Annotated in this window: 27 protein-coding genes; 2 read left to right on the top strand and 25 right to left on the bottom strand. The window is 46.2% G+C overall.

The annotated features are described in order from the left end of the window. Positions 1-58: 58 nt before the first annotated feature. The 9 genes from mtaB to lepA form a co-directional block, all read right to left on the bottom strand. Positions 59-1,411 (bottom strand): tRNA (N(6)-L-threonylcarbamoyladenosine(37)-C(2))-methylthiotransferase MtaB, encoded by a 1,353-nt coding sequence (gene mtaB, locus ACFFLE_RS06305; protein WP_380570287.1) that lies wholly within the window; start codon positions 1,409-1,411, stop codon positions 59-61. A gap of 65 nt (positions 1,412-1,476) precedes the next feature. After that, positions 1,477-2,223 carry an RsmE family RNA methyltransferase gene (locus ACFFLE_RS06300; RefSeq protein ID WP_380570286.1) on the bottom strand — a complete coding sequence of 249 codons (747 nt, stop codon included), beginning with the start codon at positions 2,221-2,223 and terminating at the stop codon, positions 1,477-1,479. A gap of 4 nt (positions 2,224-2,227) precedes the next feature. Beyond that, complete coding sequence (gene prmA, locus ACFFLE_RS06295; RefSeq protein WP_380570285.1) at positions 2,228-3,160, bottom strand: 50S ribosomal protein L11 methyltransferase; 933 nt, start codon at positions 3,158-3,160, stop codon at positions 2,228-2,230. A 2-nt stretch (positions 3,161-3,162) separates the two neighbouring features. Further along, positions 3,163-4,287, bottom strand: a complete 1,125-nt coding sequence (gene dnaJ / locus ACFFLE_RS06290) for a molecular chaperone DnaJ (protein WP_380570284.1) — start codon at positions 4,285-4,287, stop codon at positions 3,163-3,165. A gap of 94 nt (positions 4,288-4,381) precedes the next feature. Further along, positions 4,382-6,217, bottom strand: coding sequence for a molecular chaperone DnaK (dnaK, locus tag ACFFLE_RS06285; protein WP_380570283.1), 1,836 nt, complete (start codon positions 6,215-6,217; stop codon positions 4,382-4,384). Between the two features lie 58 nt (positions 6,218-6,275). Beyond that, positions 6,276-6,890 (bottom strand): nucleotide exchange factor GrpE, encoded by a 615-nt coding sequence (gene grpE / locus ACFFLE_RS06280; RefSeq protein ID WP_380570282.1) that lies wholly within the window; start codon positions 6,888-6,890, stop codon positions 6,276-6,278. A 5-nt stretch (positions 6,891-6,895) separates the two neighbouring features. Continuing rightward, positions 6,896-7,894 (bottom strand): heat-inducible transcriptional repressor HrcA, encoded by a 999-nt coding sequence (gene hrcA / locus ACFFLE_RS06275; protein WP_380570281.1) that lies wholly within the window; start codon positions 7,892-7,894, stop codon positions 6,896-6,898. 93 nt (positions 7,895-7,987) lie between these two features. Next, the gene (hemW, locus tag ACFFLE_RS06270; RefSeq protein WP_380570280.1) at positions 7,988-9,103 is read right to left on the bottom strand and encodes a radical SAM family heme chaperone HemW; all 1,116 of its coding nucleotides are present in this window, start codon (positions 9,101-9,103) and stop codon (positions 7,988-7,990) included. A gap of 45 nt (positions 9,104-9,148) precedes the next feature. After that, positions 9,149-10,972 (bottom strand): translation elongation factor 4, encoded by a 1,824-nt coding sequence (gene lepA, locus ACFFLE_RS06265; protein WP_380570279.1) that lies wholly within the window; start codon positions 10,970-10,972, stop codon positions 9,149-9,151. A gap of 159 nt (positions 10,973-11,131) precedes the next feature. Between lepA and rpsT the strand changes: the two genes are divergently transcribed. Then, a complete protein-coding gene (gene rpsT, locus ACFFLE_RS06260; RefSeq protein WP_344700940.1) occupies positions 11,132-11,377 on the top strand; it encodes a 30S ribosomal protein S20 in 246 nt (81 codons plus the stop codon). A 58-nt stretch (positions 11,378-11,435) separates the two neighbouring features. Here the strand turns inward: rpsT and holA are convergent, their stop codons facing one another. Further along, entirely contained in the window at positions 11,436-12,398 is a 963-nt protein-coding gene (gene holA / locus ACFFLE_RS06255) for a DNA polymerase III subunit delta (RefSeq protein WP_380570278.1), read from the bottom strand. A gap of 94 nt (positions 12,399-12,492) precedes the next feature. Between holA and ACFFLE_RS06250 the strand changes: the two genes are divergently transcribed. Next, entirely contained in the window at positions 12,493-12,627 is a 135-nt protein-coding gene (locus ACFFLE_RS06250) for a YqzM family protein (RefSeq protein WP_344700942.1), read from the top strand. Between the two features lie 11 nt (positions 12,628-12,638). Here ACFFLE_RS06250 and ACFFLE_RS06245 read toward each other — a convergent pair whose 3' ends face one another. The 15 genes from ACFFLE_RS06245 to ACFFLE_RS06175 form a co-directional block, all read right to left on the bottom strand. Further along, a complete protein-coding gene (locus ACFFLE_RS06245; RefSeq protein WP_380570277.1) occupies positions 12,639-14,768 on the bottom strand; it encodes a DNA internalization-related competence protein ComEC/Rec2 in 2,130 nt (709 codons plus the stop codon). A gap of 107 nt (positions 14,769-14,875) precedes the next feature. After that, on the bottom strand, positions 14,876-15,337 hold the full coding sequence (locus ACFFLE_RS06240; protein ID WP_380570276.1) for a ComE operon protein 2: 462 nt from the start codon (positions 15,335-15,337) through the stop codon (positions 14,876-14,878). 17 nt (positions 15,338-15,354) lie between these two features. After that, positions 15,355-15,981 (bottom strand): helix-hairpin-helix domain-containing protein, encoded by a 627-nt coding sequence (locus tag ACFFLE_RS06235; protein ID WP_380570275.1) that lies wholly within the window; start codon positions 15,979-15,981, stop codon positions 15,355-15,357. A gap of 133 nt (positions 15,982-16,114) precedes the next feature. Next, entirely contained in the window at positions 16,115-16,846 is a 732-nt protein-coding gene (locus ACFFLE_RS06230) for a class I SAM-dependent DNA methyltransferase (protein ID WP_380570274.1), read from the bottom strand. After that, the gene (rsfS, locus tag ACFFLE_RS06225) at positions 16,836-17,171 is read right to left on the bottom strand and encodes a ribosome silencing factor (RefSeq protein ID WP_344700946.1); all 336 of its coding nucleotides are present in this window, start codon (positions 17,169-17,171) and stop codon (positions 16,836-16,838) included. Before rsfS ends, ACFFLE_RS06230 begins: the two co-directional genes overlap by 11 nt. Positions 17,172-17,175: 4 nt before the next feature. After that, positions 17,176-17,745: a bis(5'-nucleosyl)-tetraphosphatase (symmetrical) YqeK gene (yqeK, locus tag ACFFLE_RS06220; RefSeq protein WP_380570273.1), complete on the bottom strand. Its 570-nt coding sequence runs from the start codon at positions 17,743-17,745 to the stop codon at positions 17,176-17,178. Beyond that, positions 17,735-18,298: a nicotinate (nicotinamide) nucleotide adenylyltransferase gene (nadD, locus tag ACFFLE_RS06215; RefSeq protein WP_380570272.1), complete on the bottom strand. Its 564-nt coding sequence runs from the start codon at positions 18,296-18,298 to the stop codon at positions 17,735-17,737. The genes yqeK and nadD overlap by 11 nt, the downstream gene beginning before the upstream one ends. Then, positions 18,295-18,591: a ribosome assembly RNA-binding protein YhbY gene (gene yhbY, locus ACFFLE_RS06210; protein ID WP_380570271.1), complete on the bottom strand. Its 297-nt coding sequence runs from the start codon at positions 18,589-18,591 to the stop codon at positions 18,295-18,297. Before yhbY ends, nadD begins: the two co-directional genes overlap by 4 nt. Then, positions 18,588-19,397: a shikimate dehydrogenase gene (aroE, locus tag ACFFLE_RS06205; RefSeq protein WP_380570270.1), complete on the bottom strand. Its 810-nt coding sequence runs from the start codon at positions 19,395-19,397 to the stop codon at positions 18,588-18,590. Before aroE ends, yhbY begins: the two co-directional genes overlap by 4 nt. After that, the gene (yqeH, locus tag ACFFLE_RS06200) at positions 19,397-20,503 is read right to left on the bottom strand and encodes a ribosome biogenesis GTPase YqeH (protein WP_380570269.1); all 1,107 of its coding nucleotides are present in this window, start codon (positions 20,501-20,503) and stop codon (positions 19,397-19,399) included. Before yqeH ends, aroE begins: the two co-directional genes overlap by 1 nt. A 3-nt stretch (positions 20,504-20,506) precedes the next feature. Then, positions 20,507-21,031, bottom strand: a complete 525-nt coding sequence (locus ACFFLE_RS06195) for a YqeG family HAD IIIA-type phosphatase (protein WP_380570268.1) — start codon at positions 21,029-21,031, stop codon at positions 20,507-20,509. Between the two features lie 193 nt (positions 21,032-21,224). Continuing rightward, a complete protein-coding gene (locus ACFFLE_RS06190) occupies positions 21,225-21,926 on the bottom strand; it encodes a 5'-methylthioadenosine/adenosylhomocysteine nucleosidase (RefSeq protein WP_380570267.1) in 702 nt (233 codons plus the stop codon). Next, positions 21,919-22,395, bottom strand: coding sequence for a transcription elongation factor GreA (greA, locus tag ACFFLE_RS06185; RefSeq protein WP_344700954.1), 477 nt, complete (start codon positions 22,393-22,395; stop codon positions 21,919-21,921). Before greA ends, ACFFLE_RS06190 begins: the two co-directional genes overlap by 8 nt. A 30-nt stretch (positions 22,396-22,425) precedes the next feature. Continuing rightward, positions 22,426-23,058, bottom strand: coding sequence for a uridine kinase (gene udk / locus ACFFLE_RS06180; protein ID WP_380570266.1), 633 nt, complete (start codon positions 23,056-23,058; stop codon positions 22,426-22,428). Beyond that, the gene (locus tag ACFFLE_RS06175) at positions 23,055-23,696 is read right to left on the bottom strand and encodes an O-methyltransferase (RefSeq protein WP_380570265.1); all 642 of its coding nucleotides are present in this window, start codon (positions 23,694-23,696) and stop codon (positions 23,055-23,057) included. Before ACFFLE_RS06175 ends, udk begins: the two co-directional genes overlap by 4 nt. Positions 23,697-23,708 lie beyond the last annotated feature (12 nt).

The following is a 23,708-nucleotide window of genomic DNA, read 5'->3' as shown; positions in this document are numbered from 1 at the left end:
TTCCACTCCATTACTTTAGGATCATCAGATGATCTTTTTATTGTCTCAATCCAAATAACTAAATCGTGCGCTCCAGATAGGCATAGGCTTTAACCATCGGTTTTTCGAGGACTTTAACGACTTCCCCTTTGCTGACTGGGTAACCTGGTTCAGTAATCTTCACTTTGATGAGCTCACCCGTCAAGGAGGCGTCTCCTTCTATTTCCACCTTCAGATAGTTATCCGAGTGGCCTATGAGCTTACCATCTTTCTCTTCCTCAGGTATGATTTCAAGCACATCATCCTTGAACAGTTCGGCATAGCTTGTCGCCAGGCGGTCAGAGAGCTCAATCAGGCGGTGGACCCGTTCATTCTTCACATTTTCATCCACCTGATCCGTCATGCGTGCGGCTGGTGTGCCTGTACGTATCGAATACGGGAATACATGCAGTTCAGAGAAATGGTGACGGTTGATGAAGTCATATGTCTCCATGAACTCTTCTTCTGTTTCTCCCGGGAAACCGACTATGACGTCACTTGTGATGGCGACATTCGGCATGATTTCTTTTAATTTGATGATGCGTGACTCGAAGAACTCCATCGTGTACTTGCGTCTCATGCGTCTCAAGACCGTATCACTACCTGATTGCAGCGGTATATGGAGGTGGCGGACTATCTTATTCGAGTCATTGATGACATCGATGACTTCGTCGGTCAACTGGCTCGCCTCGATGCTTGAAATCCTGAGGCGGTTCAAGCCTTCCACTTCTTCAAGGTCACGCAGCAGCTGGGCCAGATTGTAATCCTTGAGATCTTCTCCGTAGCCTCCTGTATGGATGCCTGTGAGGACGATTTCCTTGTAGCCTTCATTGACCAGTTGAGTCGCCTGTTCAATGACTTTCTCCGGGTCTCTTGAACGCATAAGACCCCGTGCCCATGGAATGATGCAGAATGTGCAGAAGTTGTTGCATCCTTCCTGTATCTTCAAGGTGGCACGTGTCCTATCCGTGAAGTACGGCACATCCATCTCTTCATATGTACGTTTCTTCATGATGTTCTTTACACCGTTGATCGGTTGGCGTTCCTCATGGTATTGGTTGACATAGCCAATCAGCTTGTCGCGGTCTTCTGTACCGATGATGATATCGACGCCCGGAATCTCCATGATATCCTTTGGTGCAGTCTGGGCGTAGCACCCTGTCACGCAGACTACGGCATCCGGATTTTTCCTGATGGCCCGCCTGATGACTTGTCTGCTTTTTTTATCTCCAGTATTCGTTACGGTACATGTATTGATGACGAATACATCAGCGTTCTGGTCAAAATCCACGCGGTCATACCCTTCATTTTTGAAGAGCTGCCACATCGCTTCCGTCTCGTAGTGGTTCACCTTACAGCCGAGTGTATGGAATGCAATAGTTTTTTCAGTCATTAAAATCAGATCTTTCTTCATAGAATTTGTCGTACATCTGCACCAAATATAGCACAGCCGGCCCGTTACTTCAATGGAGCCGACGATGCTTCGAATATGGTGCTGATGGCTGACAGCGCATATAACGGAGCTGTTTCTGCGCGCAGAATACGTGGCCCAAGATGGACTGAGTGAAAATGCGATAACCTTTCTATCTCACGTTCACTGAACCCGCCTTCAGGTCCGAAGATGATGGCTATGTGCTCGCCAGCTGCAGTTCCACTCGCCGCTTCGGCTAGACTGGCTGCACGCTCCCCTGCATTTCCTTCAAAAGCGAAGAATACATGGTCGAACTGTTTGAAGTCCAGTTGGATTGCCCCAACCTCAAATCCTATTTCCGGGATAATTTGGCGTCGGCTCTGTTCGCTCGCTTCCTTGATGATCTTCTCAAACCGTTCAAGGCGTTTCCGCCGTTTCTTATCATCCAGTTTGACGATTGACCGATCCGCTGCATATATCTGAAAGGCATGGGCGCCAAGTTCCGTTGCCTTCTGGAGCATCCATTCGAATTTCTCGCCTTTCAAAAGCGGGCACAGCACTGTCACATCAACCGGAAGTTCGGGGGATTCTTCAATCAATTCCACAGGCATAAGACTTACCGACTCTTCCACTGTAAGCAACTTACATAGATGCGTCTGTTTCGAAGCATCTACCATATGGACAGTATCTCCGGGCTTAAAGCGCATCACATTCCTGACATGATGCACATCTGACTCCGGAAGTTCGATAGCCTTCCCTTTTTCGATGACGTCTTTTGTGAAGTACCTCTGCATGGTGCTATACCTTCTGGGCCAATATGCTGACCCATCCATTCTCTTTTAGCACTTCTTCTATTTTGAAGCCTGCTGCACTCATATGGGAAGTGATTCCTTCTTGAGCTTCGGTTATGATGCCGGAAGCGATGAATCTCCCACCGTCATTCAGACGGCTATAGGCATCATCGATCATATCATCGACGATATGTGCGAGAATATTGGCGATGATGATATCATACTGTTCCGTCTCATCTTTCAACAGATCACCGGTCTCCAGTACAATATCCTCGGCACAGCCGTTCAGCTCGAAATTTTCACGGGCCACTTTAATTGAAAGATCATCAATATCGGTGGCTTTAAGGTCCCTTGCCCCCAAGAGATGTGCACCGATCGTCAGTATGCCGGAGCCTGTCCCGACATCGATGATCTTGTGTTCCGGTCTGACGATCCGCTCGACCAGCTTAAGGCACATGCTCGTCGTAGGGTGGTCTCCTGTACCGAAAGCCATGCCAGGATCCAGCTTGATCAATTTATTGCCTTCCAGAAATTCATACTCATCAAGCTCCCATGAAGGGACTATGACGAAATGCTCTGAAACGCGGAAACTATGGAAATATTTTTTCCACTCATTTTCCCAATCGGCTTCATCTATCTGCTTTACCGCTACTTTTATATCCGCTTTGGCATCCAATGGTTCTTCATCGATAAAGGAATGGATCGCATCCATCTTATCATCGAGATCCACCGTCTCATCGAAATAGACGACGATCCGGATGTCACTCTCCGGATAGTCTTTCGGGTCAAGGCGATATTTATCGTCGAAGTCATCTATTTTGCGCTTTAAAATATCGAGGGAGTGTTCAACCGACACTCCCTTGGATATTTTATTCAGAAAAATTGAGAATGACTCTTCATTGCTTTCTTTTGTATGGATTGACACTTCATTCCATTTCATGATCAGTCACCCTTAAAAAATCGTCTTGTTTTATCAAAAATATTTTCGTTCTGCTCCTGTATGTCTTCACCGCCATGTTCAGCCAATTGACGGAACAGATCAATCTCCTTATCGGAGAGCTTGGTAGGAGTCACAACTTTCACTGTCACGAAGAGGTCACCATGGCCGTAGCCATGAACATTTTTGACACCCTTTTCTTTAAGGCGGAAACGCTTGCCTGTCTGGGTGCCAGCAGGTACAGTCAATACGACCTCTGATTTCAGCGTCGGAACTGCGACTTCATCACCAAGGGCAGCCTGGGCGAATGAAATCGGCAGTTCATAGTGGATATCATCGCCATCTCTTGTGAACCTGGAATCGGCTCTGACACGGAAGACGATATAGAGGTCGCCTGACGGACCACCGTTCACTCCCGGTTCACCCTTACCTTGTAGTCTGACCTGCTGTCCATTGTCGACACCTTCAGGCACAGTGACTTCAATTTCGACATCTTTGGTTACAGTGCCAGCGCCTTTACAGACATTACATGGATCTTCGATCTCTTCGCCTGTACCTTGACAAGTTGGGCATGTGCGTTCGGTCTGTATCCTGCCAAAAGGCGTATTCTGTTCGACTGCGACACGGCCGGCTCCTGAACACATCTTACATGTCGTTTTTGAAGTACCAGGTTTTGCACCTGAGCCATCACAAGTCTCACACTGCACTTCTTTTTTGACTGTGATTGTTTTTGTGACCCCAAACACCGCTTCTTCAAAACTGATCGTCATGGTGTATTGGAGGTCGTCACCCTTCCTCGGAGCGTTCGGATCCATCCTACCGCCGCCTCCGAAGAATGAGCTGAATATATCTTCAAAACCTCCAAAGCCACCGGCGCCGCTGAATCCACCACCGCCGCCGAACTGCTGATTCATGCCTTCATGGCCGAAGCGGTCGTATTGCGCCCTTTTGTTTTCATCGCTCAATGTTTCATAGGCTTCAGATATCTCCTTGAATTTAGCATCTGAGCCTTCTTCTTTATTTATATCAGGGTGATATTTCTTGGACAGTTTTCTGTATGCTTTCTTTATGTCGTCTTTTGAAGCATCTTTACTGACACCAAGCACCTCATAGTAATCCTTCTTTGCCATACTATCGCCTCCAACCTGTATACTATATCATTTAAAAAAGTCAAAGCCAATGCGTTTGGCTTTGACTTTTCCTCAATTGAAATTATGGTTCTGCTTATTTTTTATCTTCTTCGTCATCCACTTCTTTGAAGTCTGCATCAACGACATCGTCATCTTGAGTGCCTTGTGTCTCTGCACCTTCCTGGGCTTGCTGTTCTTGAGCCATTTGCTCGTACAGTTTCATGGACATGCCTTGGACGATTTCTTCCAGTGCATCTTTTTTCGCTTTGATATCTTCCATATCAGTACCTTCGAGTGCAGTCTTCAATTCCTCTTTTGCACTTTCAGCTTTTTCTTTTTCATCCGCTTCCACTTTGTCGCCAAGATCTTCGATCGTCTTGTCTGTAGTGAAGACGAGTTGATCCGCTTCGTTCCTCAAATCAACTTCTTCGCGACGTTTCTTATCTTCCTCAGCATTCTTTTCAGCTTCTTCCACCATTCTGTCTATATCTTCATCAGACAGGTTGGAGCTGGATTCGATTGTGATCTTCTGCTCTTTTCCTGTACCTTGATCTTTAGCGGCAACATTTACGATACCGTTTTTGTCGATGTCAAATGTCACTTCGATTTGAGGTACGCCTCGTGGAGCTGGTGGAATGTCCGTCAATTGGAATCTGCCGAGTGTCTTATTGTCTGCAGCCATCGGGCGCTCACCTTGCAGTACATGGATATCGACTGCCGGCTGGTTATCTGCTGCTGTTGAGAACACTTGCGATTTGCTTGTCGGGATCGTAGTGTTGCGCTCGATCAGGACAGTGGATACGCCACCCATTGTTTCGATACCAAGGGAAAGCGGTGTAACGTCCAGCAGTACGACGTCCTGAACATCACCGGAGAGGACTCCGCCTTGGATTGCAGCACCCATTGCGACAACTTCGTCTGGGTTGACACTCTTGTTTGGATCTTTGCCCGTTTCCTTCTTGATTGCTTCTTGAACTGCAGGGATACGAGTTGAACCACCGACCAGGATTACTTCGTCGATTTCACTTGTTTTGATGCCTGCGTCCTTGATTGCCTGACGTGCAGGGCCTATAGTGCGTTCAACCAGGTTTCTGGACAGCTCTTCGAATTTGGCTCTCGTCAGAGTCTCTTCAAGGTGAAGAGGACCTGCTTCTCCTGCTGAGATGAATGGCAGGGATATTTGCGTGGAAGATACTCCAGAAAGATCTTTCTTGGCTTTCTCAGCCGCATCTTTAAGACGCTGTGTCGCCATCTTATCTTTAGACAGATCGATGCCGTTCTCTTTCTTGAAGGACTCGACCAGGTAATCGATGATCACGTCGTCGAAGTCGTCACCACCAAGTTTGTTGTCACCTGCTGTTGAAAGCACTTCGAATACGCCATCGCCGAGTTCAAGGATGGAAACGTCGAAAGTACCGCCACCAAGGTCGAATACGAGTATTTTTTCATCCTGCTCTTTTTTATCCAGGCCGTATGCCAATGCAGCTGCAGTAGGCTCGTTGATGATACGCTCAACTTCCATTCCTGCGATGCGTCCCGCATCTTTTGTTGCCTGACGTTCGGAGTCGTTGAAATATGCAGGTACAGTTACAACTGCTTTTTCAACTTTTTCTCCAAGGTAGCTTTCTGCTGTTTCTTTAAGGTTTTGAAGAATCATAGCTGAAATTTCTTGAGGTGTATAATCTTTGCCTTCAATCGTTTCCTTGTGTTCAGTACCCATATGTCTCTTGATGGACATGATCGTATTAGGGTTTGTGATCGCCTGGCGTTTAGCGACTTCACCTACTTGTTTCTCCCCATCTTTGAAAGAAACTACTGAAGGCGTCGTACGGTTGCCTTCTGCGTTCTGGATGACTTTCGGTTCCCCGCCTTCCAGTACAGAGACTACAGAGTTAGTTGTTCCCAAGTCGATACCGATAACTTTACTCATTACAAAATTCCTCCATTTTGGTTGATTGGTGTTACTTCATTCGTGTCGATGGCAAGCTTTATTCGCTTACTTTAACCATGCTCGGGCGGATGACACGGTCCTTCAGGATATAGCCTTTTTGGAATTCCTCAAGGATGATGCCGGCTTCTTTATCAGAAGACTCGGTCATGATCGCCTGGTGGAAATTCGGGTCGAATTCTTCTCCGACGCTCTTCACTTCCGTCACTTCATATTTCATCAATGTATTGACAAGATCATTGTAGACCATTTCAACACCTTTGTGGAGTGATACGAAAGACTCGGAGTCCCCCTCGATTTTAAGGGCCCGCTCAAAATTATCAATGATCGGGAGAAGATCTTCCACAATCTTCTGGTGTTTGTATTTGTTGTTGTTTTCAATCTCTTGACGATTTCTGCGCTTGAAGTTATCAAACTCAGCATGCAGCTTCAGATTTCTGTTTTCTTCATCTTCCAGCTTCTGCCTAAGCGCCTCGATTTCCTCGTCCTTTTGTGTGGCCTCTGATTGGGCTGAGGCGTCATCTGATACCACTTCAGCACTGTCGGCCTCAATTCCAGTTTGTTCCTGGTCAGTCGACTCATGCTCGATGATTGTGTCTTCATCCTCGGCATGATTCTTTTTTGCCACTGTTTCTTCGCTATTATTTTCTGTCACTACAATCACTCCTTTTTCATTTCCTGGTTCCGGATGGCGTACATCAATTGGATCACTTTTTTGTACCCCATCAATTCTGGACCGATGATCATCAAGTTGCCGTTCATGCCGTTTACATGAAAGTCCGTTGCAATGACTGAAATGGAATCATAGTCCCGATTCAATTCATCACTGAAATAGACATCAACGCCATCTATTTTAGTGAGATCGATCAATTCATTCAACTGATCTGATTCCATATCGTCATACAGCAGCTGCAAAGTGCTGATGTCGCTGCTGATCTGATGGATCAGATGGTTGAATCCGGAATGCCCCACTATCTGCCCCGGCTCGCCGGCAGTTTCTGCAGCTGCCCGCCCCAAGTTCGTCTTCAAGCTGTTAAGCGCATGCCTGACTTCCATTGCATGGATGATCTCCGGCAATCTGCTGATCGGCTGATCGAGCGTCAGCACATTCAGCTCGTTACCCAGCTTTTCTAACTCAGGTACCGTGATTGCGTCTTCCATATTGACTGGAATTTTTCGGATTGCACCTGATTGGAGCACGATGATCAATAATAGTGTGTGTGTGGTAATGGGTGTAAGCAAAAGGCCTTTTACTTTTTCATCTTCTTCAGATAAGGAAACCTGGGTCAGGTATTGGGTGGTCCCGCTGATCATATCTGCCAAAGAACGGCTCATCTGATCGCGGTCCATCTCCCTTTCCATCTTCGGCAGGAAAGTGAAGTCGAGTGCATCACTATCTGTGCTCAACTGCTGGTTGAGTCTATCAATATAGAATCTCAGCGCCTTCCTTGCCGGTATGCGACCTGCTGAGGTATGTGGCTTAGTCAAGAAGCCATCCGCTTCAAGCTTGGCCATTTCATTCCTCACAGTTGCTGAAGAGATGTCGAGGTTATACTTGTCGATCAGATATTTGGAACTGATCGGCATCATAACCTTCAGAAAATCATCAACTATCGAAAAAAGTATGAGCTCCTGTCTATAGGTTAAAATTGACTTCACCTCATTAGCACTCCATATCCTCAAGTGCCAATATTAATTTATCAAAATGGTCAAAGAATGTCAATCCATAAGTTTGAATTAATTCAAAAACACTCAATCGAGGAGAAAATCCATGAAAACGGTGTTGCCCACAAGCCGTCCTTTCTGCGTAAGTGATACGTAGCCGCTATGTTGTTCCAGATGTCCAGCAGCAATCTGACGCGCCAGCACTTCGCCATACACATCTTCTATCGGACCGTACTTTTGGCCGAATCTTGCCATGTCGACGCCCTTATTCATCCTCAGGCCAAGGAACATCTCCTCTTCCATCTGAGCTTTCTTTTCAAGGATGATCTTCTCTTTGACGACATTGCCTGATTCCCTCATCGCTTCTATATAATGGTTCACCGGTTTGATATTATAGTACCTTGTTCCGTCTATATAGCCGTGGCTCCCTGCTCCGACGCCATAATAAGGTTCATTCTTCCAGTATGTTTTATTGTGTTCAGATTCGTACTGTGGCATGGAGAAGTTTGAGATTTCGTATTGGGGATAACCCAATGCATCTAATCCATCGATGACATATAAATATTTACGCGCCTCGACATCGTCGTCATCCACTGTCATCTTGCCTTTCTTTATCTGATTATAGAAAACGGTGTGGGGTTCTATGATCAGCGAATACCATGACACGTGCTTTGGCTTCAGGGAAGCGATGTGGCTCAGACTGTCATCCAGGTCATCCATCGTTTCACCCGGCAGGTTATACATCAGGTCCAATGAGTAGTTGTTCAACCCTATCTTCTCCATATGATCTATGGCGTTGAAGATGTCCCGGTAACCGTGTGAGCGGCCCAGAACTTTAAGCAGATCTTCATTGAACGTCTGCACGCCAAGACTCACACGATTGACGCCATGGGTGTTAAGGACATCCAGTTTGCCCGGCGTCAATTCATCCGGGTTGGCTTCAAATGTAAATTCTTCTGTTATGTCGAATCGGTTGTTGATGACCGTCAGCAGGCGATCGAGCTGTGCCTCGGTCAGGGCGGTTGGTGTGCCGCCCCCGACGAATACAGTTCTGAAGTTCGTTTGTTCAATTCCTTCGAGTTCTGCAATCAGCGCATCCAAATATTGATCGACAGGCTGGTTTTTAATGAGCACTTTATTGAAATCGCAATATGTGCAGATCCGGTTGCAGAACGGTATGTGGATATATAGACTCTCTGTCATGATTTACTCTCCAATCAAAACTAAAAGCCACTGATGTAGTGGCTTTTAATCTTCATCCATTTTAAGTACGGCCAGGAATGCTTCCTGCGGTATCTCGACACTTCCGACCGACTTCATCTTTTTCTTACCTTCCTTCTGCTTCTCGAGCAGTTTACGCTTCCGGCTGATATCCCCACCGTAACATTTGGAAAGAACATTCTTACCCATTGACTTGATGTTCGTCCGGGCAATGATCTTTTGACCGAGGGAAGCCTGGACAGGCACCTCGAACTGTTGGCGGGGTATGAGTGTCTTGAGTTTCTCGACGATGGTTTTGCCGCGTTCATAGGCGAAGTCCCGGTGTACGATGACACTCAGGGCATCGACTTTTTCGTTATTGAGCAGAATGTCCATCTTGACAAGCTTACTTTCCTTATAGCCGATCAGTTCATAATCAAATGAAGCATAGCCTTTAGTCTGCGACTTCAGCTGATCGAAGAAGTCGAATACTACTTCTGAAAGTGGGATTTCATAGATGATGTTTACCCTGATGTCGTCAAGGTAATCCATGGTGATGAAATTACCCCGTTTCTTCTGGCACAGTTCCATCACTGCCCCTACATAATCGTTCGGGACCATGACGGTCGATTTGACGTATGGCTCCTCGATATGTGAAATTTTTTGCGGATCCGGCATCTCTGCAGGGTTGTCGACGGCTATCTTCGTATCGTCCGTCATATAGACATCGTAGATTACGGACGGCGCGGTCGCAATCAATTCGATGCCGAACTCGCGTTCAATCCGCTCCTGCACGATTTCCATATGGAGCAGTCCGAGGAATCCTGTCCTATAGCCAAAGCCGAGTGCTTGTGATGTCTCGGGTTCATAGACCAGCGAAGAATCGTTCAATTCGAGCTTCTCCAATGCCTCCCTAAGGTCAGTATACTTGTTTGCATCTATCGGATAGATGCCGCAGTAGACCATCGGATTCATTTTTTTGTATCCTTTGAGAGGCGCTTCTGCCGGGTTTTCGGCAGACGTAATCGTGTCCCCGACGCGGGAGTCGCTGACATTTTTGACTGAGGCCATCAAGTAGCCTACATCACCGACCGTCAATTCCTGCACAGGCAGTGGTTTAGGTGTATTGATGCCGATCTCGGCCACTTCAAACTCTTTGCCGGTGGCCATCATGCGTATCTTATCACCAGGCTTGACCGTGCCCTCGACGATTCTGATCGAGGAGATTACGCCGCGGTACGGATCATAGACTGAGTCGAAGATGAGTGCCTTCAATGGCGCAGAGGGATCGCCGCTTGGCGGTGGCACCGTTTCTACAACACGCTCCAGAATTTCTTCAATGCCGATATTCGCCTTAGCGGAAGCATGAATGGCTTCGTCTTTATCCAAGCCTATGACATCTTCCACTTCCTGGGCGATGCGGTCGGGTTCTGCTGCAGGCAGGTCAATCTTATTGATGACCGGAATCAGCTCCAGATCGTTATCCAATGCCAAATAGACGTTGGCCAGAGTCTGCGCTTCAATGCCCTGCGCGGCATCCACAACAAGGATGCCACCTTCACACGCGGCTAATGAACGGGAAACTTCGTATGTAAAATCGACGTGCCCCGGTGTATCGATAAGGTGAAAGATGTAGTCTTCCCCGTCTTTTGCGGTATATTTAAGTTGCACTGCATTCAATTTGATGGTTATGCCCCGCTCGCGCTCCAGATCCATGGAATCCAGTAGCTGCATCTTCATCTCCCTCGATGTGACCGACTTGGTATTTTCAAGGATGCGATCAGCAAGCGTACTCTTGCCGTGATCAATATGGGCGATTATGGAGAAGTTCCGTATATTTTTCTGTCGTTCCAGACGCTCTTGATCATTCATTTATCTTCCAACTTTCTCTAATAGCAATGGTTGTATTATAGCAACAATAACAATTTCATTCAAATCCTTTTCTGTTTATATTGCATAAGGGTGCGATGTTTGATAAAATACTTCTTGTTGCAATCAATGTTGTACAACTACAAGGTGGAGGTGAATGCAATGGCTAATATTAAATCAGCAATCAAAAGAGTAAAGACGACTGATAAAGCTCAACGTCAAAACATTGCTCAGAAAAATGAAATGCGTACTGCTGTCAAGCGTGCCATGACTGCAAAAGAAAATAATGCGGAAAATACGGAAACACTCGTTTCCAATGCTGTTAAATACGTAGATAAAGCTTCTAAAAAGAACTTGATCCATGATAATAAAGCATCCCGCTTGAAATCAAAATTGATGACAAAATAAATCCCTTCCTCTGTGAAGGGGTTTATTTATGAAGAAAGGCCTCCACTTGGAGGCCTTTTTATATTTCCAGAATAAAAAGTTCAAACAGGCTCTGTCGGTTCAGATAGCTGGATTTGAACTTATAGTCGATATCGCGGCATTTGACCATCTTCCGCTCCAATTCATCCTGACGGTATTTTCCTATCTCCCGTGCAGCCAACTTCACCCTGTAGGGGTGCACCTTCAGAGCTTTTGCGATATGATCTCCCTGATAGCCCTGCTGCATCATCAACTTAACTTGATACAGCAGCCTCAGCTGATTGATGATCAGATGCAGCAGCTGCATCGGCTCTTCATTCTGAAGCATCAGCGCACGGAGCAGTTTGACTGCACCTGCCTTCTGACCTGACAGTATGAGGTCGGTAAGCCTGAAGATATTCTCTTCAAGACTTACGCTGACTATTTCATCCACAGCCTCCTCGGTGATCTTCCCCTCTGTATAGAGGAGGAGTTTATCCAACTCATTCCTGACCTGGTCATATTTGATGCCGACACGTGCAATGAACAGGTTCAAAGCTTTAGGGTCCACCTCGACACCGGCTTCTTCAGCTGTCGTATTGATGAAACTCCTGACTTCATTCTCCGTCATCTCCGCCATTTCAGTGACGGTTCCTTTTTTCTTAAGCAGTTTGGTTATCTTTTTACGGTTATCAAGCTGCTCATTATAGACTTTGAATATGATGAGTGCGTCATCATTTTTATTGTTGATGTATTCCACCAGCAGATCAATATCATGATCTACTTCAGCGCGTACCTTAGCCCCTGTAAAAGAATAGGCATCATCAACTAGAATAGCCTTCCTGTCCGATAGGAAAGGCAAAGTTTGTGCTTCTTCTATAATCTGCTCGATCGTCGATTCCCTGTAGTTCAGAGCAACGATGCTGAAGTCATCCGCTTCCCCTACAAAATCCTCAGCCAATTTTTTTGCTTTTTCTGATATCCTTAATGCATTATTGCCATAAATGAGCTGTAAGCGGTCCATATTGGTCGTCACCCTTCTGTCTATTCTAAATCCATTATAGCTTTTTTTTGGTAAATATCATATAATGTTAGTGATATGTTTAGGAGGTTATCTCATGAATAAATTCGAAAAACATGTTCAATCCAAGAATAATGATGTCGTGGATTCCGGTGTCGGCTTTGTTGTCGGTTTCCTCGGTTTGACGGCAATCTACGTCGTGGCACAGATTTTCCAGATTGTTGCAGGTTAATGGAGAGCTGATTATTCAGCTCTTTTTTTTATGCAGTGATTTTTCTGTTCGAACTTCGTGTCGACACACATCACTCCATCTTTTATATTGAACCGGACCATGCCATGCACGGAAGTATCGAACATTTCAAGATGGGCAGTACGTTCCATCACTTCATCATGGGGGTGACCGTAGCGGTTGTCCACTCCGGCAGATACCAGGCCATATGTAAATGTCCCATTCTTGATGAACGCCTCTCCGGTCGAAGTGTTCGAGCCGTGATGCCCAAGCTTCAGGACATCTGCATGTACGGATCCATGCCGCTCCATAATCTGGGCTTCACCCTCCATGTCAGCGTCCCCTGTAAACAAGAAGGTATAGGCACCTGCCGAAACCTCCAACACCAGTGAGTGCTGGTTGGAATCATCACTTGCCACTTCGGAGACAGGGAACAGTTTTCTGATGCTGATGGCCCCCACTTCAATTTCAGGCGATTCCATAGCATCCACCACCCTGCCCTTTTGCACCGTGGACAAATCAGCATACCACTCTTTAAAGCTTGGGTCGAACGGGTTCAGATAAATCTGTTCTACATCCAGCTCCTCCATTATATGCTTTGCTTCTCCCACATGATCAAGGTCAAAATGCGACAGGATCATTAAGTCTATATTGTTGATCCCCGCTTCTTTCAAAAATGGGAGTACGGTCTGATCCGATAGTTTTTTCGAGTCTGGATTCAAGTATCTTCTGCCCCCTGTATCAATCAGTATGGTCCGGTCATTCATATGATCGGTCAGGACGAAGGCATCCCCCTGACCGACATCCACCATGGTGACGGTAACATCATACTGATGGATTGCATCAGAAGTGACCAGTGTAGTGATGAGGGCCAAAAGCGAGAGGATGAAGGATTTCATCTCCCTAAGGCATAGGGCGCGGATCATCCGATAGGAGGCGATGACAACGATGATCAGTGCCACGGCACTTAAATTTTTGACGGCGATCCGATGGGTCATCATATCCGCCAAATATACGATCGACCCTTTCAGATTGTTGAACATTAAAGCATACAGAAAGTCCACCGATTGGGGAATACCTATGAATACCAAGCAGTTATAGAAGATGACCATCGGGAAGAACACTAGCGTAAAAATAGGCACATAGACCATATTCATCACTATTCCGCTGATGCTGAGTTCATTGAACTGCATCAACACTGTGGCTACTGTAGAAATTTCAGCAATAAGCGTAATGCTGATCAGCTGTCCGATAAAGCCATGATGCATCCAATAGTTTTTGGAAAGGACGATGGCGAAAGTCGTAAGATATGATAGTTGGAAGCCTGCATGATACACAATCCAGGGGTTCATGACTATCTGGATGATCGCAGAGAGTGAGATGACAGTGAGGTACGGTCTATGCCTTGTAAATGACAACATCAACAGGGTAATCGTCATAAGGACGGCACGGAAGACGCTCGGGCTCGGAAAGTTCAAGGCAAGGAAAAGCAGCAGCATAACCATCATGATGATCCTTATCGTACCCACTTCCAGGCGGAAACGATTGAGGATATGGAATATCACAGCACCGATGAAGGCGACGTGAGTGCCTGAAATGACATACAGATGGTAGATTCCGAGCTTCTGCAGCGCATCAAAAAATTCGGATGTTATATATGATTTATTGCCGATCGAGAGCGTCAGGATATCATACTTATAATCGTGTGCCGTACTTGCGAGCACCTTCCTCATATAGGCATCGCGTGCCTGTGCAATCTTCATGTGTAAAGTCGGTTGTGTTTGGCTCCTGCACCTCTCCAGATCCCCACTATCCATATATATGCGACCATCCATGCCGTTGACCTTCATCGTCCTGACGGCATCGTATTTTATGAAGTTCCGTGTCGCCTCAGGCTGCTCCACCGGAAAGGGGCCGGCACACCGGGTGCCGATCGGCAACTCGATGCCGTCAGGTACATACACATCAAGACTGTTATCGTCCGCTTCACCCATATGCCCCAGACCTTCACGGTAGTATTTGTATTCCGTTATCGTAATGGATTGGACCGTTTCCAACTGAGGCCTTTCAGACAATATAAAAACAGCCGTCGTCAGCACGGCTGTCAAAGTGATATGGAAAATAAGATATCCATAGCCGCCCATCCTCTTCATACAGGCCAGACAGGATATGGATACAAAAAATGCCCCTAATAAGGGGTCATTGCAGATGATATGGGCATTTACGAGTGATAATAAAATCAGGAACGACCTCATGACTCCTGTTTGAATAGTTCCAGGATGTTTTCCCGGTCGAATGCGATGCGTTCATGATGGACGCCGGTTTTATCAAGAAGTTCCAGCGCATAAGGGTGGTTCTTATAGTCTTCTGCATAGTAGATGGAGCTGATGCCGGCCTGTATCAATGATTTTGTACAATGCACACACGGGAAATGCGTCACATAGACACTTGCGCCTTCAGTCGATACGCCGAACTTGGAACATTGCAGCAATGCATTGATTTCGGAATGGATCGTCCTGATGCAATGCCCGCCTTCGAGCAGGCACCCCACATCGATGCAGTGTGCTTCTCCGGAGACCGACCCGTTGTAGCCACCGGCAATGACCCTGTTATCCTTGACGATGGTCGTACCGACTCTAAGCCGCTCGCAAGTCGACCGCAGACTGAGCAGGTGACTTTGGGCAAGAAAGTACTGATGCCAATTGATTCTCATGTTACCCCTCCTGTATCCTATTCATCTATTGTAATATAAGGCTTCAGACTTTCAAATGTTTTATCGCCGATGCCAGGGATATTCTTTATATCTTCAAGCTTCATGAACAACCCGTTCTCTTCCCTGTAATCCAAAAAAAGCTGAGCTTTCTTTTCACCTATGCCATTAAGCGTCGTAAGTTCGTCTACATCTGCAGTATTGATGTTTACGAGTGCTTTTGTCTCTTCACCTTCTTCTGTCTGATTAACAGGCCCTTCAGTAATTTCCTCTCCGACAGCTGGTACATACACCACCTGCTCATCCTTAAGTTTCATGGATTGGTTGACGGTCAATAGATCGGCATTCCCCTTGATCTGCGCCATCTCGAGGACATTTTTTACACGGGCATCTTCAGGGACTTCGAACACACCGGGATATTTCACTGCGCCCTTGACTTCCACCATGATCGTCTGTGATTCGGCTTGCGGCTCATTAGGGGCTTCATCGGATGACTCTTCATAGGCTTTAGGTTCATAGGCTTCCATCGGCATGTCTTCCTCATTGGAAGACATTAATCTAAACACAATTATCGAAAGCATCAAACATACGGCCACACAAGCGATGGGAACTTTATACTTTTTGCATACTTCCATTAATTCATTCACTGCATTTCCTCCTAGAATAATCTCTCATATATATATGGGAGGAAATGGCCATTTTTCTTTTTTTACATTGCAAGTAAATAATAAAACTCGAAAAATAAAAATGACCCGGCGTCCACCAGGTCATTTCATCGGTTTATTTTTTCAGTACATAGAATACCCTATCACAAATATCTGTCACTGGATTATCTATTGAAAAGTCACTGAAGGAAGTAAGGATTGAGAAATCAGTCTGATTGATTATCCGAATCATTTCCTTATGCTTGTAGGTTCGTTGCTCATGGGTTTCAGCAATTTTACGGTATGTGCCCCCATCTTCTTCTTTTACGAAGAATGTCATATCATGGATTACCGACAGAGGATGCTCGCCTGTAATGGCATGCCATATATATGTGATATGGTCCGTTTCATCCGAATAGGTCATATCATTGAATTCATGCTCCATTTTATAGACACTGTGGATATCAAAGATGAAGACGCCGCCTGGATTCAGATGATTGTAGACGTTCTGCAGCACCTGCCCCACTTCACCACTGTCTTTGCAGTAGTTCATCACATCGACGGTTGCAATTGCCATATCAAACTTCTCATCAAGGTGGAAATCGAGCATATCTCCAGTTAAAAATGATGTATGCTCCAATTTTTTAGACTTTGCCTCTTCTATCATCTGTGGTGACTGATCCATGCCGGTCACCTTGCCGAAATCAAGTTTACTGGTCAGATGGCCTGTACCGCATCCGATATCCAGGACACTTTGCCGTCCCGCCTTGAAATGGTTGATGATGTCCAGCCAGAGATCATATGGCAGATCATAGGTGAGCGCCTCATAATGGCGGCTGAAAAGTTGGTAGGTTGACTCAGACCTCAACGCGCTCACCATTCTTGAACAGGCGCTCAAGGTTATAATATTCACGTTCCGGCTTATGGAATATATGGAGGACGACGTTGCCTGCGTCGAGCAATACCCATTTGCCTTCTTTGTAGCCTTCCATATTCGTCTCTACGCCGTGTTTCTGGCATGCATCTTCCGCTTCATCAGCAATCGCCTGAACCTGGCGGTCCGAGCTTGCGTCGCAGATAAGATAATAGTCGGTTACGCTGCTTGATCCTGAAACATCAAATTTCATGATCTCCTCTGCACGCTTATCATCACATGCTTCTGCCAAAAGTTCGATTAGTTGTCCGGTTTTCATAAATTCACTCCTTGATCATATTATAGTAATTCAAGCATTCCAATGTCTTATGATAGATCGGCTGATCTTTAGACAAAAGATGCTGCATGTTGGCTTTAGTAATCTCATAGACCGCAACATCGAGATTGCGGTCATCGAAAATAAGGCTTCGGATTGCTTCCACACCCGGCTGACTTCTTTTCGGCTCAATATAATCTGCCACGTAGATGATTTTCTCGTTAAGCGACATATGGCTTCTGCCGCTGGTATGATTCATAATCGCCTGATAGATCTCTTCGTCCTCCACACGGTACTCTTCACGCATTTTTACCGCAGCTATCGGGCCATGCAGAACTGCAGATTTATAGCTGAGGAGTTCTGGGTCCAATTTATACTTTGTGACGTATTGATACATTTCCCCCAGTTCATCGTACTTCGAGAAGTCATGGAGTATGCCTGCGAGGAAGCACTTATTTTTATCTCCCTTGAATATTTCGGCCATTTTGACTGCCGTCTCCGCTACCCTCTTGGAATGCTTATACCTTTTTTCAGGTAGCTTGGCCTTTACCATCTCTAACGCTATTTTATGTTTCATACAAGCGATGCTCCTTTATATACTGGTATACAGAAGGCTCAAGCTGATGCATTGCCACTTCGCCTTTTTTTATCCTTTCCCGAATGACTGTAGAAGAAATCTCCATGACAGGCTGGCTAAGGGCGGTAAAGCGTTCATCTATGGCCAATTCATCCGGGCGGCGGCTCATTACGACAAAGTTCATCATTTTAAGCAGCGCTTCATGGCGATGCCATTTGTGGAACCCTTCATATTGATCGGAACCTATAAGGAAGAACCGCTCATCTGATGGATATTCTTCTTTCAGATATTGGACGGTGTCGAAAGTGTAGCTCACGCCCTCCCGAGTGATCTCCCACTCGAGGATTTCCATGAAGCCATAGGGGGCGGCGGCTCTTTTCAGCATCTCAATGCGGTGGGCATCACCGGTGGGGGATTCATCTTTCAGCGGTGACTGTTTTGCAGGAATCATGATGATCTTATCCAGGTCCAAGGCGATTTTCGCCTCGACGACGCCATGTATATGACCAAGGTGCACAGGATCGAATGTACCCCCGAAGAAGCCGATCCTCATCCCAGGTCGATCTTCTTATTCTCTTCAGACATTTTATACAACACAATCGTCTTTCCGATTATGGTGACGACATGGCTGTTCGTGGCTTCACTGATTTGGGCCGCTATATTTTCCTTATCCTCCAGACAGTTCTGCAGGACTGATATTTTGATGAGTTCCCTCTTTTCAAGAACGTCGTTGATCTGCTCGACGAAGTTATCATTTACTCCATTTTTCCCAACCTGGAAGATTGGGTTTAGATGATGCGCCTCTGCCTTCAATTGTTTCACTTGACGAGAAGTGAGTGTATTCATGATTGCCCTCCATTATATTCTTTATACTTTTTATTGACTGCTTCGTAATCTCCCGTGTCGCCAGTCCATATTTCATATGCATCCATTGCCTGATGGATGAGCATCGGCATGCCGTTCATACGGTTTGCTTCCTTGAAATAATCGAGGAATGGCGTTACTTCCGGTTTATAGATGAGGTCGACCCCAATTGTCGATTCGCCGAATAATCCTTGCGGCAAGTCCAACACTTCTACAAGATCTTCATCTGCAAGCCCGATCGGCGTCGAATTGATGACGACATCGAACGCCTCTTGACCGGTCAGCTCAGGCAACAGCGTGAAAGAGAAGTCCGTCGTTATAAATCCCTCCATGGCAGTACTCCGGCGTGCCGCTATTGTCACGTCATCTCCAATGTTCGCATGTGCCCGGTGCACTGCTTTTGCTGCACCGCCGGCTCCGATGATGAGCACTCTGCGCCGACCTGTGCCGAACTTGCCCTGGAACGCATTCATGTAGCCTGTAACATCGGTGTTATGCCCCCTCCATACTCCATTACTTATGGACACGGTGTTCACTGCACCGATGTTCCGGGCATCCGCTTCAATCTCATCCAGGTGCTTCATGATGCTTTCTTTATGCGGGAGGGTGACGTTGAACCCTTTCAGCCTATTAGCTGATGCCGTCTCCCGTATGGCATCAAGCGCATCAGGTTCAACTTCAATCGCCGAGTATTCATCAGCCCTTCCCCTAGCAGCGAAATTCGCATTGTGGATTAAAGGCGAGAGACTATGCGATACAGGGAATCCTATTACTGCATAATTACCCATTACTGGTCTCCTTTAAATATCGTCGGCCTCAAAGTGACTTCCACCCCTTCAGGCACGCGGACTTCTACTATGGATCCACCGCCCACGCGGATGAACGACAGTCCGCTTATTTCTATGTCACTGTCTTCTTCGATATCGAATTCATGACTCTCATAGGACTCGGTCAAGTAAGGAGTTCCAATTTCGGGTGGCGCCAGCAGAGTATTATAATGTTTGCTGTAGAATTCATCTGCATTATCCGTCTTGGTCCGGTGGATGGTAAGCGCATGGTGTGCAAACACATTGAAACTGTTGCGCTCTCCATAGTTATGGTCGATACGCGCCAAGTTACCGATGAAAAGACTCTGCCCAGAGTCCAGTTGGAACCCTTTGGATTTGATTTCTTTAGTTGGGGTTATATGCTTCAAGCTGTCGCTTGAAACATAATGGGCCATCTGGGAATTCAACATCACACCAGGTGTATCATAGATGAACGCATTTCCATCCAGCGGGATATCGATGAGGTCGAGGGTGGTCCCAGGGAAACGGCTCGTCGTAATCACTTCTTTATCTCCAGATGTGTTTTCAATCAGACGGTTGATGAGTGTCGATTTACCTACGTTCGTCGTGCCTACAACATAGATGTCCTTGCCCTCCGACAACTTGGACAAGCGCTCGATCAGCTTATCTATCCCTTCATTCTTCATCGCACTCACTACTACAGTGTCGACAGCTTTGATGCCCGCTTCACTGAGCATGAGTTTAGCACGATGCACAAGCCGGCTGCGGTTGACCGATTTTGGCAGCAGGTCAATCTTATTGATGACCGCAACCACTTTCTTGTCTCCCACAATCCTGTTGAAAGACGGGATGATGCTGCCGTTGAAGTCGAATACATCAACTACTTTGACGATCAGACCATCTGTTTCATATAAGGCATTCAGCATCGTCATGAAATCTCCGGAATCGACATCCACATCCATCACTTCATTATAATGTTTCAGACGGTAGCATCGTTTGCAGATCGGGTCTTCCTTTTCCAGACCGCTTGCCGGTATATAACCCGGTTGTTTCTCGTCATCGCTCTGCAGTTCTGCTCCGCAGCCAATACATTTAATAGACTCCAAATGTCAGTCCCTCCATTGAATAAGACCTTTACGGTCGAAATATCTCATTATGATGCGTTCAATTCTCCGGTTGACCACAGTGGCCCAACCATCTTTCTTTTTGACGGGCAGTACCAGAATGCTTTCCAACCCTGCCCGATTCGCCCCCAATACATCCGTCAGGAGCTGATCGCCGATCATGACCGTTTCAGATTTCGCTGCGCCCATATTGGCGAGCGCTCTTCGGTAGGAATGTCCCAGGGGTTTTCTGGCCCGGTATATATACTGGATTTCGTGCGGGTCACTGAAATCCCCGACTCTCTGCTGGCTTCCGTTGGAAACGATGGAGACTTTTATATCGTTATCCTTCATCTCCTTAAGCCACCTCAACACTTCTTCATTGGCATCGGGTTCATCGAATCCCACCAGAGTATTGTCTAAATCCGTGATGATTGCGCGTATACCGCGTTCTTTTAAATATTCAGGTGTTATGCTATGAAATTCCCTGAAATAGTCGCTTGGTAAAAAGTATTTTTTAAGAAGCTTCAATGTCGGCACTCCCAGTGAGTTTTTTTATATTCTATCACAAAAATAAAAGCCCCTTAAAAAATTAAGGCGCTTTTTGAACTATTCAATGATGTCATTATCCTCTGTCTCGGTCTCTTTGTAAACCAGAAAACCGATGACGACTGTAATGATGATTGAAATGATCATGAGAAAAGTCATTGAGTATCCCTCCAGGTCACAAGTCCTTCATTAATAATTTTACAACTTCAGATGAATGAATACAAGCTTTAGACAAAAATTCTTCATAAGCCATATCCGCACTGTCATCCGCCCTATCTGAAATCGAACGGATGATGACGAACGGTGTCGAGAATTGATAGCAAGCCTGTGCGATGGCCGCCGATTCCATATCCACCGCATAGGCCTTTTTGAAGTTTTGTAGAATGGTGCCCTTCTGGGCGGCATTGCTGATGAATGAGTCGCCGCTGACCACTTGGCCGCTATGGCCAGTTATATCCTGATTTTTAGAAATCGCAGTCATTGCCAACTTTACGAGCCCCTTGTCAGCATAGTACATTTTCGGCATGCCCGGCACTTGCCCCAGCTCATAGCCGAATTCGACGGCATCGACATCGTGATGCAGCACATCAGTGCTGACAACCATGTCCGTCACATCAAGGGTGTCCGATAAGGCCCCGGCCACACCTGTGTTGATGATGAGGCTTGGGTTATATCGTTCAATGAAGAGTGCGGTAATCATGCTTGCATTCACCTTTCCGATGCCGCTCTCGATGACAATCGCATCTCTTCCGAAGAGTTCGCCGATGTACGCGGTGGTATGGGCCAGTTCCTCCAATGAGCTGATATCCATCCACTCCAGCAGAATGTCAACTTCCGGCTTCATCGCACCGATGATACCGATGGGGCCCTTAGTCAATGGAAACAATCTCCACTTTCATTTCGTTGCCGTTCGGGAGCGGTACATTAACTGAATCCTTCAATTTGGCACCCATCAGGGACTGGGCTATCGGCGATTCATTCGATATTTTACCTTCAAACGGATCGGCTTCAGCACTGCCGACAATCTGATAGGACTCTTTGTCCCCGTCAGGCAGTTCTTTGAATGTGACGGTCTTGCCGATCTGGACCACATTATTGTTGTTGCTGTCTTCAATGATTTTAGCGTGGCGCAGCATATCTTCGATTTTGGTGATTTCCTGTTCGACGAACCCTTGCTCATCTTTAGCTGCATCGTATTCAGAGTTCTCTGAGAGGTCGCCGAAACTTCTTGCGACTTTTATCTTCTCAACCACTTCAGGGCGTTTTACGACTTTCAGATGTTCGAGTTCCTCCTGCAATTGTTCATATCCGCTTTTCGTCATTGGAAATTCTTTATTCATATCCATAATGGTTATAAGCCTCCAGTAATTATAAGTCTAGTTATTTTTTGATTCGTTAAGCAATGTGCGTATCTTGGTTGTGATGAGATCAATCGCCACATCATTCTTACCGCCTTCAGGGATGATGACATCACTGAAACGTTTAGTGGGTTCGATGAATTGCAGATGCATCGGCCTGACTACATTCAAGTATTGGCTGATCACTGAATCCATCGTGCGGCCCCGCTCTTCGATGTCCCGCTGCAGCCTTCTCAATATACGGATGTCGGAATCTGTATCCACATAGAGTTTGACGTCCATCAGATCCCGCAGTGCGTCATTCTCAAGAGCGAAGATGCCTTCGATGATGATGACATCTTTCGGCTCGACCAGAATGGTCTCATCGCTCCGCGTATGGATTTCATAGTTGTATGTCGGAATCTCTACAGGCTTGCGCTCGATGAGCTGGCCAATGTGGGAAATGAGAAGGTCATTGTCGAATGCAAATGGATGATCATAATTGGTCTTCAGCCGTTCCTCGAATGTTTTATCGCTCTGGTCCTTATAATAATAGTCCTGCTCGATCAATATGACGCTATGACCGTCCAGGGCATGCATTATCTTGCGTGTTACTGATGTCTTGCCGGAGCCTGAACCCCCGGCTATGCCAATGACTGTTGGTTTTCTCATTCGCCTTGCTCCTCTTTATCTTTTGTAATTATGAGTAGGCCATCGCCGACCGGCAGAAAGGCTGAAGACATCTTCGATTCTTTTATCATCCGATTGAACCCGTCCACCTTCTCCTTCATTCTCCGGGTGCCGCGGGCAGTGATTTCTTCCTTTGTGACCAATCCTCTAAGCAGTATATTATCGATGATGATCAGTCCACCCGGTCTGACATGAGCAGAGAACTTATCGAAGAAATTCCGGTTGTTCCCTTTTGATGCATCGATGAAGAGAAGATCGAACTTCTGTTCACCAATTTCCTCGGGGGTTACTTCCTTGGCATCTGCCAAAAGGCTCCTCACCCTATCTGACACACCTTGCATTTCGAAAAATCGTTTGGCATGTGCGTGGGAATCCTGGTCTTTCTCGATAGTGACGACAGTAATATCCTGGCTTACCGATAGCATGTGCATTGCACTGTAGCCGATGGCAGTACCTATCTCAAGGATTCTTTTCGCGCCTGAGAGGTGGATGTAGTGCTTCATGACTGATAGAGCATCCTGATCCATGATGGGCACACGGTTTTCCTGGGCATACGCAAGCATTTCAGGAAACAATTCTTCTTCAGTGTTCATTTCTTTAATATATTCATAAATATCCATATAAGCCACCAT

The organism is Salinicoccus siamensis, assembly GCF_042429615.1.
Lineage (GTDB): Bacteria > Bacillota > Bacilli > Staphylococcales > Salinicoccaceae > Salinicoccus > Salinicoccus siamensis.
Note: the sequence above shows the minus strand (reverse complement) of the source record. Positions and strands in the feature narration are given on the sequence as shown.